Source organism: Aquabacterium sp. A3 (assembly GCF_038069945.1).
GTDB lineage: Bacteria > Pseudomonadota > Gammaproteobacteria > Burkholderiales > Burkholderiaceae_C > Aquabacterium.
The window spans coordinates 279897-294958 of record NZ_JBBPEV010000003.1 but is presented as its reverse complement, the minus strand read 5'-3'; the positions used below and the strand labels follow the sequence as shown (position 1 = coordinate 294958).

General features: G+C 61.7%; 15 protein-coding genes and 1 tRNA gene. 3 read left to right on the top strand and 13 right to left on the bottom strand.

Annotation, left to right across the window (positions count from 1 at the left end):
- Positions 1–26: 26 nt before the first annotated feature.
- The 8 genes from WNB94_RS13025 to WNB94_RS12990 form a co-directional block, all read right to left on the bottom strand.
- Entirely contained in the window at positions 27–722 is a 696-nt protein-coding gene (locus WNB94_RS13025) for an ABC transporter ATP-binding protein (protein ID WP_341390834.1), read from the bottom strand.
- A 4-nt stretch (positions 723–726) separates the two neighbouring features.
- Positions 727–1527 carry an ABC transporter ATP-binding protein gene (locus WNB94_RS13020; protein ID WP_341390833.1) on the bottom strand — a complete coding sequence of 267 codons (801 nt, stop codon included), beginning with the start codon at positions 1525–1527 and terminating at the stop codon, positions 727–729.
- Positions 1528–1532: 5 nt separating this feature from the next.
- A complete protein-coding gene (locus WNB94_RS13015; protein ID WP_341390832.1) occupies positions 1533–2825 on the bottom strand; it encodes a branched-chain amino acid ABC transporter permease in 1293 nt (430 codons plus the stop codon).
- A gap of 5 nt (positions 2826–2830) precedes the next feature.
- Complete coding sequence (locus tag WNB94_RS13010; RefSeq protein ID WP_341390831.1) at positions 2831–3856, bottom strand: branched-chain amino acid ABC transporter permease; 1026 nt, start codon at positions 3854–3856, stop codon at positions 2831–2833.
- A gap of 117 nt (positions 3857–3973) precedes the next feature.
- A complete protein-coding gene (locus WNB94_RS13005; RefSeq protein ID WP_341390830.1) occupies positions 3974–5209 on the bottom strand; it encodes a branched-chain amino acid ABC transporter substrate-binding protein in 1236 nt (411 codons plus the stop codon).
- A 231-nt stretch (positions 5210–5440) separates the two neighbouring features.
- Positions 5441–7072 carry a 3-(methylthio)propionyl-CoA ligase gene (locus WNB94_RS13000; RefSeq protein WP_341390829.1) on the bottom strand — a complete coding sequence of 544 codons (1632 nt, stop codon included), beginning with the start codon at positions 7070–7072 and terminating at the stop codon, positions 5441–5443.
- A 163-nt stretch (positions 7073–7235) separates the two neighbouring features.
- Positions 7236–7970, bottom strand: a complete 735-nt coding sequence (locus WNB94_RS12995; protein WP_341390828.1) for a nitroreductase — start codon at positions 7968–7970, stop codon at positions 7236–7238.
- Positions 7967–8434, bottom strand: a complete 468-nt coding sequence (locus WNB94_RS12990) for an acyl-CoA thioesterase (RefSeq protein WP_341390827.1) — start codon at positions 8432–8434, stop codon at positions 7967–7969. The genes WNB94_RS12995 and WNB94_RS12990 overlap by 4 nt, the downstream gene beginning before the upstream one ends.
- A gap of 101 nt (positions 8435–8535) precedes the next feature.
- On the opposite strand from WNB94_RS12990, the gene WNB94_RS12985 reads away from it, so the two are divergent.
- The 3 genes from WNB94_RS12985 to WNB94_RS12975 are packed head-to-tail and all read left to right on the top strand — an operon-like array spanning position 8536 to position 11373.
- Entirely contained in the window at positions 8536–9204 is a 669-nt protein-coding gene (locus tag WNB94_RS12985) for a TetR/AcrR family transcriptional regulator (RefSeq protein WP_341390826.1), read from the top strand.
- Between the two features lie 55 nt (positions 9205–9259).
- Positions 9260–9913 carry a protein-L-isoaspartate O-methyltransferase family protein gene (locus WNB94_RS12980; protein ID WP_341390825.1) on the top strand — a complete coding sequence of 218 codons (654 nt, stop codon included), beginning with the start codon at positions 9260–9262 and terminating at the stop codon, positions 9911–9913.
- Positions 9914–9963: 50 nt separating this feature from the next.
- Complete coding sequence (locus WNB94_RS12975) at positions 9964–11373, top strand: TolC family outer membrane protein (protein ID WP_341390824.1); 1410 nt, start codon at positions 9964–9966, stop codon at positions 11371–11373.
- Positions 11374–11445: 72 nt separating this feature from the next.
- Here WNB94_RS12975 and WNB94_RS12970 read toward each other — a convergent pair.
- The 5 genes from WNB94_RS12970 to WNB94_RS12950 form a co-directional block, all read right to left on the bottom strand.
- Positions 11446–11521: transfer RNA gene (locus tag WNB94_RS12970), tRNA-Thr, on the bottom strand.
- A gap of 27 nt (positions 11522–11548) precedes the next feature.
- Positions 11549–12076, bottom strand: coding sequence for a ClpXP protease specificity-enhancing factor (locus WNB94_RS12965; protein ID WP_341390823.1), 528 nt, complete (start codon positions 12074–12076; stop codon positions 11549–11551).
- Positions 12077–12106: 30 nt separating this feature from the next.
- The gene (locus tag WNB94_RS12960; protein WP_341390822.1) at positions 12107–12721 is read right to left on the bottom strand and encodes a glutathione S-transferase N-terminal domain-containing protein; all 615 of its coding nucleotides are present in this window, start codon (positions 12719–12721) and stop codon (positions 12107–12109) included.
- A 135-nt stretch (positions 12722–12856) separates the two neighbouring features.
- On the bottom strand, positions 12857–13627 hold the full coding sequence (locus tag WNB94_RS12955; RefSeq protein ID WP_341390821.1) for a cytochrome c1: 771 nt from the start codon (positions 13625–13627) through the stop codon (positions 12857–12859).
- Positions 13628–13644: 17 nt separating this feature from the next.
- On the bottom strand, positions 13645–15048 hold the full coding sequence (locus tag WNB94_RS12950; RefSeq protein WP_341390820.1) for a cytochrome b: 1404 nt from the start codon (positions 15046–15048) through the stop codon (positions 13645–13647).
- Positions 15049–15062 lie beyond the last annotated feature (14 nt).

Genomic DNA, 15062 nt, shown 5'->3' with positions numbered 1-15062 from the left:
CCAATGCCCCCGAAGGGACTGCTGGATCAGACCTCCAGCCACTCCCGTCGGGTGTACTGATCCGCCCGCAGTTCGTCGGGCGTGCCATGGAACACCACCTCACCGTGGCCCATCACGTAACACCGTTGAGAAATGTCGAGTGCAATGGTCAGTTTTTGCTCCACGAGCAAAACGCCCAGTCCACGTCGCTTGAGTTCTTTGAGGTACTCGCCCACCAGTTCAACGATCTTGGGCGCAAGCCCCTCCGTGGGCTCGTCGATCATGATCAGATCGGGATCGCCCATCAGGGTGCGGCACAGCGTGAGCATCTGCTGCTCACCGCCCGACATGACGCCCGCTTCGGTGTGCTGGCGCTCCTTCAAGCGAGGAAAGAGCTGGTACATGTCGTCGAGCGACCATCGGCTTTGCTTGCGTCCGCCCTTTTGCCCCAGCAACAGGTTTTGTTCCACCGTGAGCTTGGGAAAGACATCACGGCTTTCGGGTACATAGCCCAGACCGCGGCGCGCGATGTCGTAGGTGTTATGCCCCAGCAACTCCTGATCGTTCCAGGACACGGAACCGGTGCCCTCCACCAAGCCCATCACGGTCTTGATCAGCGTTGAACGTCCCGATCCGTTGCGCCCCAGCAGGCTGACGATCTCGCCGGGCTGCACCTCCAGGCTGACACCGTGAAGGATGTGGCTCTTGCCATAAAAGGCATGAAGGTTCTGAATCTTGAGCATGGTCTCAGGCTCCGGCTTCGGCAGCCTGGGCTTCAGCCAGCACCGAGCCCAGATAGGCTTCCTTGACGCGCTCATTGGCGCGCACATTCTCGGGCGTGTCAAAAGCAATGACTTCGCCATACACCAGCACCGCGATGCGATCGGCCAGACCGAACACCACGCCCATGTCGTGCTCCACCGTCAGCAAGGTCTTGCCTTCGGTCACCTCTTTGATCATGCGCACGAAGTTGGCCGTCTCTGATTTGCTCATGCCTGCCGTGGGTTCGTCCAGCAAGATGACATCGCCACCGCCCGCGATCGTCACCCCCACCTCCAGCGCACGCTGTTCAGCGTATGTCAACAGCGACGCGCTGGTGTCGCGCTTGCGGCGCAAGCGGATCATGTCGAGCACCTCTTCGGCGCGCTGATTGACGGCACTCAGATCACTCAGGAAACGCCAGAAGGCGTAGCGTTGACCCATGGACCACAACACCGCGCAACGGATGTTCTCGAACACGCTCAGCCTGGGAAAGAGGTTGGACACCTGAAAGCTGCGCGCCAGCCCCCGGCGATTGACCTCGTAAGGCTTGCGGCCATGGATGGGCTCGCCCTTGAGCAGGATCTGCCCACTGGTGACCGGCATGCGTCCGCTGATCAGGTTGAACAAGGTGGACTTGCCTGCCCCGTTGGGGCCAATGAGCGCCACGCGCTCACCCTGACGCACCGCCAGACTGGCGCCGCGGATGATCTCGGTCTTGCCGAACGACTTGCGCACATCGCGCAGCTCCAGCGCCAGACCGGTTGTAGTGGACTGCGTCATGGTCATGCCTTTCACTGCAACTGACGGCGCAGCAGCTCCGCCTCGATGTCTTCCTGCACTTCGCCCCACTGGTGAACAAACTGACGCCTGGTCAACTCGAACAGACCGGCGCCAGTCACCGTCAGGAAGAGGGCACCCATCCAGGCGTCCAACGAATCCACGCTGAGCGAGATGCCCATGAAGGTCATCTCAGGCCCCATGCCTTCGTTCATCTGAATGTGATAGACCATCTCGACAATGGCGGCCACACCAACGATCAGTGGCAGCGAGGTGCCCATCAGCGCCAGGTACGCCACCCACATCTTGCGCAGTAAACCATAGGCCGCCACGCGCAAGTTCATCATGATGAGACTGGAGATGCCACCCGGGGCATACATCACCATGATCAGGAAGATGACCCCAAGGTACAGCATCCACGCCTTGGTCAGCTCGTGCAGCAGCACCGTGGCAAACACCATCAGCACCGCCCCAATGATGGGCCCAAAGAAGAACAAGGCCCCCCCCAGGAAGGTGAACAGCAGGTACATGCCGGAATATTCGGCCCCGACCACCTCGGCGGTGACGATTTCGTCATTGATGGCATGCAGCCCCCCGGCAATGCCTGCAAAGAAGCCTGCGATCATGAACGCCAGGTAACGCACACGCTGGGTGTCATAGCCAATGAACTCCACGCGCTCGGGGTTGTCGCGCACCGCATTGAGCATCCGGCCCAGTGGCGTTTGAGTGAAGGCAAACATCAGCGCGGTGCAGATGAAGCAGTACACCGCGATGAGGTAGTACACCTGAATCTGCGGCCCGAAGGTGATGCCCCACACGGGCTCGCCCACCATCCGGTTGCCAGAGATGCCTCCTTCACCGCCAAAGAATTCGGGCAGCATCAACGACATCGAAAACACCATGGCGCCGATGCCCAGGGTGATCATGGCGAAGGTGGTGCCGGATTTCTTGGTGGTGACCGATCCCAGCACGGCAGCCACGATCAGCCCCGCCGCGCCACCCACGATGGGGATCAGGCTGACCGGGATGTTCCAGGCCCCGTCGCTCACCTTGACCAGCGTATGGATGGCTGCAAACGCGCCAAGGCCCGAGTAGACCGCATGGCCAAAGCTCAGCATGCCGCCCTGCCCCAGCAGGATGTTGTAAGACAGGCAGACGATGATGCCGATGCCCATCTTGGAGAGCATGGTCATGGACGTGCCGGAATCAAACAGGATGGGCGCCACCAACAACACCAGTGCAAACAAGGACCACAAAACCCAGCGACCGACATTAACGGGCGTGAAGGCATAAACGTTCTTGGCCATGTGCGTCACTCCTCTCGCGTTCCGAGCAATCCCTTGGGACGCAGGATGAGCATCAGCACCAGCAGCAAATAGGGCAGGATGGGCGCCATTTCAGAGATGGTGATCTTGAGCAAGGGGTAAGCCCAGTTCTCGAAGGACACGGGCTGGCCGATCTTCTCGAAGAAGGTGAGGATGGAGACATCGGCGATGACCGCGAAGGTCTGCATGAGGCCAATGAGGATGGACGCCAGGAAGGCCCCTGCCAGCGACCCCATCCCGCCCACGACGACGACGACGAAGATGATCGCCCCCAGGGATGCGGCCATGCTGGGTTCGGTGATGAAGGCATTGCCACCAATGACGCCAGCCAGACCGGCCAGCGCGCAACCGCCGCCAAACACCCCCATCATCACGCGGGGCACGTTGTGGCCCAGGGCCTGAGCCATTTCAGGATGGGTCAGCGCCGCCTGGATGATGAGCCCGACCCGTGTCTTGGTCAGCAAGAGCCAGAGGCTGCCCAACATGAACAAGGCCACCAAGGCCATGAACCCGCGGTAGGTAGGAAACTGGGTACAGGAAGCGCCGGCATCGCCAGAGCACAGGGCCGTGTCCATGGCGCCGGCCATGATCTGCAAGCCCACTTCAGGTTGATTCACCACCGTGAACAAGGTGCCTGCCAGCACCTCGGGAATGCGGTAATCAACGGTGGAAGGCCCCCAGGTCAGCCGCACCAGCTGCTCAATGACGTAGGCCAGGCCAAACGTGATCAGCAACTCGGGCACGTGGCCGTAGTGGTGCACCTTGCGCAGGCTGAAGCGCTCGAACATCGCCCCCAAAATGCCCACCAGAACAGGCACGATGAACAGCGCCGGGAAAAACCCGAGTTTGGACGACACAGCGTACGCAAAATAAGCGCCGACCATGTAGAACGAAGCGTGCGCGAAATTGAGCACCCCCATCATGCTGAAGATCAGGGTGAGCCCTGAGCTGAGCATGAACAACAGCAGGCCATAGCTGATGCCGTTGAGGAAAAAGACAATGAAGGTTTCCATGTCAGACCATCACAGCGCGCCGACCAGCTCATGACCGGCTACGACGGGTGCCTGGCGCGGGCCCCCAGGCCCGCACCACTCAAGAAAAGAGGCCCGAAGGCCTCCCGCATCAGCTCATCAGGACGGACGCTTCATCTGACAAGAAGTCGGGGTGCTCGACACATAGGCGTCAAACGACTTCTGCGGCACGAAGGTCATGCCAGTGCCTTCGACGTTGTACGTGTTCTTGGCATCGACAGGCTGCCAACGCGCGATGTACAGCGGCTGCTGCAACTGGTGATCGCTCTTGCGCATCTCCACGTCGCCGTTGAAGCTCTTGAACTTCAGCCCCTCCATCGCAGACGCCACCTTCACCGGGTCTGTGGATTTGGCCTTGGCCATGCCCTCGGCCAGCATGGCCAGCGCATGGTAAGTGCCGCCTGAGTAGAAGTCGTCGTTGAAGCGCTTCTTGAAGTCACCCACCATCTGCCCGTACATGCCACCCATGTTGTAGTGGCCATACCCCACCTGGTAGACCTTGCCGTCCGCGGCCTTGCCCAGCGCCGTGGGCGTGCCACCAAAGTTGGCGTAGTAGGTGTAGAAGTTGGCTTGCAAGCCGGCGTCGTTGGCCGCCTTCACCAGCAGGGCCAGGTCAGAGCCCCAGTTGCCCGTGATGACCGTGTCAGCCCCGGAGGCCTTGATCTTGGCCACGTACGGGGCAAAGTCACGCACCTGGGCCAGCGGGTGCAGGTCGTCGCCCACCACCTGCACGTCCGGGCGCTTGCGCTGGAGCATGGTCTTGGCGAACTTGGACACCTGTTGACCGTGGGCGTAGTTCTGGTTGATCAGGTAGACCTTCTTGACGTCCTTCTGATCCTTGATGAAGGTGGTGAGGGCCTCCATCTTCATGGAGGTGTCGGCATCCACGCGGAAGTGCCAGAAGCTGCACTTGCTGTTGGTCAGATCGGGATCGACCGCCGCATAGTTGACGAACACCACCTCTTTGCCGGGATTGCGGGCATTGTGCTTGTTGATGCCATCCACCAGGGCCAGCGCCGCGCCAGAGCCCAGGCCCTGCACCACATAGCGCACCCCCTGGTCAATGGCCGAACGCAAAGCGTTGAGCGACTCGGCGGGGCTGAGCTTGTTGTCCAGCGTCACGATCTCGAACTTGACGCCAGCCGGGTTGTTGGCATTGATGCGCTCTGCCACAAACTGAAAGCTCTTGACCTGGTTCTGACCCACGCTGGCCATCAGGCCGGACAGGGGATCGATCCAGGCCACCTTCACGGTTTCGCCCTTCTGGGCCATGGCGGCGCCCGCAGACAGCGACGCTGCAACCAACACACTCAACGCACGAACCTGGAATCGCATTGCTTTCTCCTCAGTTGTCAGTGACCAGTGATTTGCACAATTTACCCCCCTCAAACGCGGGAGTCCTTTGGGGATGACCCTAGCGCGCGTGACGAATATCAGGCGTAGGCACAAGGCCCATTCCATGGGCATCGCCAGCGCACACACAAACGCAAGAAAGCACGCCGAAACGCGCCTGACCAAACCCAGCAAAGCAACAAAAAAGCCCCCGTGTGGGGGCTCGCATGGTGATCAGGCGGTGGGTAGCTTGTGGTCCTTGAATCGCTCTCGCAACTGAAGCTTGGAGATCTTGCCGGTGGCCGTGTGTGGGATCTCGTCCACAAACACCACGTCGTCTGGCGTCTGCCACTTTGGAATCTTGCCGTCATAGAAGGCAATCAACTCATCCCGGCTGACATCCGCATCCGGCTTCTTGACCACCACCATCAGCGGGCGCTCGTCCCACTTCGGGTGGAAGCAGGCGATCGCTGCCGCCTCATGCACAGCGGGATGCGCCATCAGCACGTTCTCGAGGTCGATGGAGCTGATCCATTCGCCACCCGACTTGATCACATCCTTGGAGCGATCGGTGATCTGCATGTAGCCATCCGGATCGATGGTGGCCACATCCCCTGTGGGGAACCAGCCATCGTGCAAAGGCGACTTGTCGACGTTGAAGTAGCCGTTGACCACCCAATGGCCACGCACCTCCAGGTCACCGGCCGCCTTGCCATCCCAGGGCAGCACCTGCCCATCGCCATCGACGATGCGCATGTCGATGCCGAACACCGATTTGCCCTGCTTCTCCAGGATCTTCTGCTGAGCCTCCTTGGGCAGATCGGCGTGCTTGGACTTCAGGCGTCCCAGCGTGCCGATGGGCGACAGCTCGGTCATGCCCCAAGCGTGGATGACCTCCACGTTGTAGTCGTTCTCAAAGGTGCGGATCATGGCTGGCGGGCAGGCCGAGCCACCAATGATCGTGGTCTTGAAGGTGCTGAACTTCAGGCCGTTGGTCTTGACGTGATTGAGCAGGCCCAGCCAGATGGTGGGCACGCCGGCCGACATCGTGACCTTCTCTTCTTCGAAGAGGTTGTACAGCGAGGCGCCGTCCAGGTGATGGCCTGGCATCACCAGCTTGCAGCCCACCAGCGCGGCCGCATACGGGATGCCCCAGGCATTGACGTGGAACATGGGCACGACGGGCAACACAGTGTCGGTGGCTTTCAGGCACATGGCATCTGGCAAGGCCGCGGCCATGGCGTGCAGCACCGTCGAGCGATGAGAGTACACCGCCCCCTTGGGGTTGCCGGTGGTGCCCGAGGTGTAGCAGATGCTGGCGGCTGCGTTTTCGTCGAATGTGGGCCACTCGTAGTTGCCGTCTTCGGCCGCCACCAGGTCCTCATAACAGTGCAGATGGGTCAGCGCAGACTCACGCGGCATGCTTTCGCGGCCACACATCAGAATGACGTGCTTGACGGTGGGCAGCATGGGCGCCAGCTTTTCGACCAGAGGGAAAATGTTCAGGTCCACGAAGATGGCTTTGTCCTGGGCGTCACCGACGATCCAGGCCACCTGTTGCGGAAACAGCCGCGGATTGATCGTGTGGCACACCAGGCCAGAGCCCGACACGCCGTAGTAGATCTCCAGGTGACGATAGCCATTCCAGGCCAGCGTCCCGACGCGGTCGCCCGTCTGCAACCCGAGGCGAGCCAGCGCCTGGGCCAGCTTGCGCGAACGCAGTTCCACATCGGCCCAGGTGGTCCGGTGCATGTCGCCCTCGACACGCTGGGAAACGATCTCGATGTCGCCGTTGTGTCGCGCCGCATGCGTCAGCAAGGACGAGATCATCAAGGGCATGTTCATCATCTGGCCCATCAGGCTCATGGAAACAACCTCCGGTTCATTGAGACACAGCCGACCTCACGCATCGCCAAATCTGACAACACGAAAAGCCGGATTCAATGATTCATCATAGACTCAGGCCGCATCACTTTCACGCAGGCCAGACTAGGGATGACCCTTGCAACAAATCAGACCACAACCGTGGTCAATCCAGGAAACGCGCGAACGAGTCCACCGGCTCACGCTCGGTGAGCAGCTGGTTCTCGATGGCCGCAGGGTCGGCATGACCCAGCGCCATGCCGCACACCATCATGTGGCGCTCCGGGTCCAGCCCCAGATGGGGCAGCACCACCCCATGAAAATGATTCCACGCGGCCTGGGGGCAGGTGTCCAGTCCCCGCGCACGTGCGGCCACCATGATGGACTGCAGGAACATCCCGTAGTCGAGCAGGCTGCCTCGGCCCATGACGCGCTCGATGGTGAAGATCAAGCCCACGGGGGCATCAAAGAACATGAAATTGCGCGCCTGCTGCAAGCGCATGGCCGGCTTGTCATCTTTGGTGATGCCCAGCAACCCATACAGATCCCACCCCACTTTGCGGCGCCGGTCGATGTAGGGCGAGACCCATTGGGCTGGGTAGTAGTCGTACTGCTCGGTGTAACGCGTGGAGGCGTCGGATTGCGCGGCGGCCTCCAGCACCTTGTCGACCAGCGCCTGCCGACTCGCACCCGTCAAGACATGCACCTTCCAAGGCTGGGTGTTGGTGCCAGACGGCGCACGAGAGGCGACTCGCAGGATGTCCCGTACCGTCTCGGTGGGCACCGGATCCGGCAGGAATCGACGCATGGATCGGCGCGATGTGATGGCATGGTCCACCGCAGCCACGCTGTCGGGGGTCACGGGCCGGGGCGAGCGGGGCTGGCCCGCAGGATGGCTCATGATGCCGCCCCATCGCCGGGTGTTGACGGCGCCCGGTACAGGTGCTGCAGAGCGCCCACAAATGGCGCAGGCAAGGTCACGGGGCGCCTGGCGGCCCGGTCCACATACACGTGAACAAAGTGTCCGCAAGCCGCCGCCAGCGGCTGCCCCGCTTCAAACAAGCCGATTTCATAACGAACACTGCTGTTGCCGATGTGGGCCACGCGAATGCCCGCCTCGACGTCCTTCGGAAAAGCCAGCGGCGCAAAGTAGTTGCAATGGGTTTCGATGACCAGGCCGATGACATCACCGGCGTGGATATCGAGCACGCCAGCCTCGATCAGGTAGCGATTGACCGCCGTGTCGAAGTAGCTGTAGTACGTCACGTTGTTGACGTGACCATAAATGTCATTGTCCATCCAGCGCGTGGTGATGGACTGAAAGTGGGCGTACGCCGCCCGAGGCAATGGTTGCGGTCTGCTCATGCGATTCATTATTCAACAAAGCACCGGCGGCGTCGCCACGGATTGACCCGCCACCGACGGGGCCGCTACATTACTGACCGATCGGTCAGTTGTATTCACCCGTGTCGCCTCCAACCTCACCAGCCCACCCGCGCAGTCGCCAACGCCGCAAGCAGGCGCGCCCGCAAGAACTCCTGGACGCTGCCGTGGCGCTGTTCACATCGCAAGGCCTGACGGCCACCCGTGCCGAAGATGTGGCCCGACTGGCCGGCGTCTCGAAGGGCACCTTGTACCTCTACTACCCCAGCAAGGATGAACTGTTCAAGGCCGCGGTTCGCCATCACCTGGTGCAGTTCATTGTGGAAGGAGAGGAACTGGTCGACAGCTTCGCGGGCAGCAGTTCGGCCCTGCTGCACCAGTTGGCCATCAATTGGTGGGATCGCATCGGCTCGTCACGGGCGGCATCGCTGGTGCTGCTGATCTTCAGCGAGGCCCGGGCCTTCCCCGAACTGGTGAGCTTCTACCTGCACGAGGTTCAGGCGCCAAGCCACGCCCTGCTCAGGCGGGTGATCGAGCGCGGGGTGCAGCGCGGCGAATTCAGGCCCCTGGACGCCTGCTCGGTCGCCCACGCACTGTTCGCACCCGCACAGTTCATGGTGATGCAAGGCCACCTGAGCGCGAGTTGCAAGGACAATCCGAATCCACTGGACCCCGCCAGTTTTTTGCAAACCCAGATCGAATTGTTGCTTCGCGGGCTGGAGTCGTCGCCCAAGCGCCCCCACAGTTCTTAAAATCACAGGTTTGTCTGGTTTCACTTTCCTTACCGTCTCTCGTAGGATGCACCGCATGAATGTCGAACAAGCCCGCTTCAACATGATCGAGCAACAGGTCCGCCCCTGGGAGGTGCTCGATGGCTCCGTGCTGCACCTGCTCTCGGCGGTTCGCCGCGAAGATTTCGTGCCCAAGGCCTACCAGGGCCTGGCCTTCATGGACATGGAGATCCCGCTGGGCGGCAACCGCTCGCTGCTGCCCCCGCGTGTCGAGGCTCGGCTGGTGCAGGACCTGCAGCTCAGCAAGCGCGACACCGTGCTTCAGATCGGGGCGGCCACCGGCTTCGTGACCGCACTGCTGGCGCACAAGGCCCAGCGCGTCATCGCCATGGAAAGCGATGCCGGCCTGGCCAGTCAGGCGCGGGCCAACCTGCGCCAGGCGGGCGTGAACAACGCCGAAGTGGTTGAAGGCTCGGGAGCGTCCGGCCTGGCTGCCCAGGCTCCTTATGACGCCATCTTGCTGATGGGGTCGGTGGCCGATGTGCCCTCGGCCTTGCTGGACCAATTGCGCGATGGTGGCCGCCTGCTGGCCATCGTGGGTCAGGACCCGATGATGCGCGCCACGCTGTACACCAAGGCGGCCCCAGGGCAATGGCACCGCGAAGAGCGCTTCGACACGGTGGCGCCTCGGCTCCCGGGGTTCGCTGAACCCAATCAATTCCAATTCTGATCCACCCCAGCCCGGAGCGCGAGCGCCCCGATTGCCAACAAGGAAGCTGTATGCCCTTTTCGTCCCCGCCGTCTGCCGCGACACGCTCGGTCAAGCTCATGCGCGTCAAGGCCTCGGCCCTTGCATTGGCCAGCACGCTGGTAGCGTGGAGTCCCATGGCCCAGGCCGAAAGCCTGCTGTCCTTGTTCGAGGCCGCGCGCAGCCACGACGCCACGTTCCTGGCGGCGCAAGCGCAGGCGGAAGCCGCCCGATTCAAGGCCGAACAAGCCAAAGCACTGCTGCGCCCCTCCGTGGGCTTGCAAGCCTCTGTGAACCGCAACCGGGTCAGGTCCGATGTGCAGGCCAACCCCATCGCCGGCAACGCTGACGGCTACGCCACTGTGAAACGTGCAGGCTTGTCTGCTCGACAGCCTTTGTTCAACAAGGCGAGCTGGGCCCAGGTTGAACAGGCCGAACAGTCATTGAGCGCCGCGCAGGCCGATCTGCAGATCGCCGAGCAAGACCTCATCGTGCGCCTGACCCAGGCGTACTTTGACGTGCTGGCCGCCCAAGACGTGTTGCAGACGACGCTGGCCAACAAGAAGGCCCTGGAGGAGCAACTGGCATCGGCCAAACGCAGCTTCGAGGTGGGCAACGCCACCATCACCGACACCCGGGAAGCACAGGCCCGATTCGACCTGGCCACCGCCCAAGAGCTGGCCGCAGCCAATGATTTGCAGGTCAAGCGGCTGGCCCTCGACCAACTGGCGGGCAAAACCCAGGTGGAGCCGGACGCCCTGGTGGCGCCCTCCAAACTGGACAGCCTCACCCCCGGCAACGTGTCCAACTGGGTGGTTCAGGCCACGACCACGTCACCCCTGGTGCGCAAGGCGCAGGCGGGGCTGAAGGCGGCCGAGCTGGAAGTCGATCGCGTGAAGGCGGGCCACCTGCCCACCGTGGACCTGGTGGCCAACGCCACGAACACCGATGTCGATTCGAGCGTGTCGCTGCTGCGCAGCAGCAATGGTGATGGCACCACGGCGTCGCTGGGCGTTGAGATGAATGTGCCGCTGTACACCGGTGGCGCCACGCAGAACCAGGTGCGTGAAGCACTGGCCCTGGTGGAAAAAGCCCGCAACGACGTGGACAACGCCATGCGCAGCAGCAGCCTCAGCACCCGGCAAGCTTACCTGGGCGTGCAGTCTGGTCTGGCCCAGGTGCAGGCCTTCGAAGCGGCCGAATCATCCGCCAAGCTGGCACTGGAGGCGACCCAACTGGGCTACCGCGTGGGTGTGCGCATCAACAAGGATGTTCTGGACGCCCAGACGCAACTGCTGAGCACCCAGAAAGACCTGTTCAGGGCACGTTACGACGTGATCGTGGGCAGCATGCGACTGCGTCAGGCCAGCGGCACGCTGGCGGTTCAAGACATCGAGCAGCTCAACAAGGCGCTGCTGACCCCAGAGCCCAAAGCGCCCTGACGGGCCCATAACGAGGTCTATAACGGCGCCTATAACGACAAAGCCCTCGGCGCAAACCGAGGGCTTTTTTGATGGTGCCGGCTGTCGGATTCGAACTGACGACCTACCGCTTACAAGGCGGTTGCTCTACCAACTGAGCTAAGCCGGCGCGGAACGCAGTGTACACCGCGACGACTTACTTGATGCGCCGCAGTGTGGGGCGCACACCACCGCCGGCAGGGGGAGGCGTGTCAGGACCCGGGTCTTCGTCGGACGCCTCCTGCGCACTGGCCAGGCGCAAAGGCGAGCGGTCCTCGTCGGCAGGTTCGGCATCGTGCGCGGCCGTCTGGCTGGTGGCCGACGGCTCGCCCTCATCGGACGTGATGGTCGGTACCGGAAAGGCCATGCCCTGCCCGTTTTCGCGGGCGTAGATGGCGATCACGTGGTCCACCGGCACGCTGATTTCTCGTGCAGAGCCCCCAAAACGCGCCTTGAACTCGATGAACTCATTGCCCAACTGCAGCTGGCTGGTGGCCTCAAAGCTGACGTTGAGCACGATCTCGTTGTTCTTCACGTACTCCATGGGCACCTGCACCGAACGATCGACATACACCGCCAGATAAGGCGTGAAGCCGTTGTCCGTGCACCAGTCGTGCAAGGCACGAATGAGGTACGGGCGGGTGGAGTTGCCCTGCGCAGAGGGCTCTTGATCAGAAGAAGACATGCTTTGGTGCTCTGGGGACACTGCCGCCGCTTACTTGCGCATGACCTTCTCGGACGGTGTCAGCGCCTCGATGTACGCCGGACGCGAGAAGATGCGCTCGGCATACTTCAACAGCGGCAAGGCGTTCTTCGACAGCTCGATGCCGTAGTAGTCCAGGCGCCACAACAGAGGGGCGATGGCCACATCCAGCATGGAGAAGTCGTCGCCCAGCATGTACTTGTTCTTCAAGAAGATCGGGGCCAGCTGCGTGAGACGGTCGCGGATCTGCGAGCGAGCCTTCTCCAGCTGCTTGTCATTGGCCTTGACGCCACTGCGGCCTTCCAGGGTGTTCACATGGGCAAACAGCTCTTTTTCGAAGTTCAACAGGAACAGGCGCACGCGGGCGCGGGCCACGGGGTCACCCGGCATCAGTTGCGGATGCGGGAAACGCTCGTCGATGTACTCGTTGATGATGTGCGACTCGTACAGGATGAGATCGCGCTCAACCAGGATGGGCACCTCGTTGTACGGGTTCATCAGCGCGATGTCTTCCGGCTTGGCGTAGATGTCCACATCGCGAATTTCAAAATCCATGCCCTTTTCGAACAGGACGAAACGGCAGCGGTGCGAATAGGGGCAGGTCGTTCCGGAATACAGCACCATCATGGCGGTGGGCTCCTCAAAGAGTCTCTAGGTGGGCGGACAAGCGTCCGCTACAAAACAATGAAGCGCAGTGGCCGCGCGAGGCGGGCCACTGCGCCGTGACGCCCCCTGCAGGTCAACCCCACAGGGAGCGACGCATCACTTCACGTCTTTCCAGAAGGCGGCATTCAGACGCCAGGCAATGAACAGGAAGATCGACAGGAAGATCAGAACGCCCACACCGATGCGAACGCGCTGCTGTGCCACGGGCTCAGACATCCACTGGAGGTAAGCCACCAAGTCGGCCATGGCGCTGTCGAACTCCTGGGGCGACATGGTACCGGGCGTCAATTGCTCGAAGCCTTCGAAGGTGTGGATCTTCTTGCTGGGATCGTGCGGATCAGCCGCTTCAACGAACTTGGCCGCACGTTGGCCCTGCAGCTCCCACATCACGTGAGGCATGCCGACGTTGGCGAACGCGAGGTTGTTCCAACCGGTGGGACGGGTGTCGTCACGGTAGAAAGTGCGCAAGTACGTGTAGAGGTAGTCGGCACCCGAGCCAGCGTGGCTGGAGCGTGAACGGGCCACCAGGGTCAGGTCTGGAGGCACCGCACCGAACCAGGCCTTGGCATCACGGTCAGCCAGCGACACCTTCATGGTGTCACCCACCTTGTCGGTGGCGAACAGCAGGTTGTCTTTGATCTGCTGCTCGGTCAGGCCGATGTCGCGCAGGCGGTTGTAGCGCATGAACGCGGCCGAGTGACAGTTCAGGCAGTAGTTCACGAACAGCTTGGCACCGTTTTGCAGTGCAGCCAGATCGGACAGGCGCTCTTTGGGGAACTTGTCGAGCGCGATGCCTGCGCCACCGGCGGCGTATGCGCCGGAGACCATGGCCAGTGCGGCCAGCAGAGAGGCAATGATTTTTTTCATGTCTGCGGGTCCTGCGATCAGTGGGGCTTGAAGGTCACGCGATCAGGCACGGGCTTGAAGGTGCCCATCTGACTCCAGAAAGGCATCAGGAAGAAAAAGCCCAGATACAGCAGCGTGCCAACTTGCGAAATGCGCTCGTACACCGGTGACGGCGGCTCAATGCCCAACCAGCCGAGGATGACGAAGTTGACCACGAACACGCCATAGATGACCTTGTGCCAGCCTGGACGGTAGCGGATGGACTTGACAGGGCTCTTGTCCAACCAGGGCAAAAACGCCAGGATGACCACGGCACCGCCCATCACGGCCACGCCCCAGAACTTCGCGTCGAAGGTCTTCAGCAGCACCGCCAGAACAATGGAGCCCACCAGCAGCAGCAGTTTGGTCTTGCCGGTGCCCGAACCCTTGACGAGGTTGAGCACACCGCCCACCACGACCAGAGCCGCAAACACCGTCGTCATCTCGGACGTGGTGGCGCGCAGCATGGAGTAGAAGGGGGTGAAGTACCAGACCGGCGCAATGTGCGGTGGGGTCTTGTACGGATCGGCCGGGATGAAGTTGTTGAACTCCAGGAAGTAGCCGCCGAACTCAGGGGCGAAGAACACCACGGCCGAGAACAGGATCAGGAAGCCAGCCACACCCATGATGTCGTGCACCGAGTAGTAGGGGTGGAAGGGGATGCCGTCCAGCGGGTGGCCATTGGCGTCCTTGGGACCTTGCTTGATCTCGACACCGTCCGGGTTGTTCGAGCCGACTTCGTGCAGCGCAATGATGTGCGCCACCACCAGGCCCAGCAGGACCAGGGGCACGGCGATCACGTGCAGCGAGAAGAATCGGTTCAGGGTGGCATCGCCCACGACGAAGTCACCGCGGATCAGCAGGGCCAGGTCAGGACCGACGAAGGGAATGGCGGCAAACAGGTTGATGATCACCTGGGCGCCCCAGAACGACATCTGACCCCAGGGCAGCAGGTAGCCCATGAAGGCTTCGGCCATCAGGCACAGGAAGATCAGGCAACCGAAGATCCAGACCAGTTCACGCGGTGTGCGGTAGGAACCGTACAACAGCCCACGGAACATGTGCAGGTAGACCACCACAAAGAACGCCGAGGCGCCGGTGGAGTGCAGGTAGCGGATCAGCCAGCCCCAGGGCACATCACGCATGATGTACTCGACCGAGGCGAACGCCAGGTTGGCGTCCGGCTTGTAGTGCATGACCAGGAAGATGCCGGTCACGATCTGGATCACCAGCACGAGCATGGCCAGCGAACCGAAGAAATACCAGAAGTTGAAGTTCTTCGGCGCGTAGTACTCGGACATGTGCTCCTTGTACATTTTGGTCGCCGGGAATCGGTTGTCGATCCACGTCATCAACTTCACGCCAGCCGAAGCTCCGGCCGGTGCTTGTTTCATTTCAGCCATCTTGGGGTCTCCTG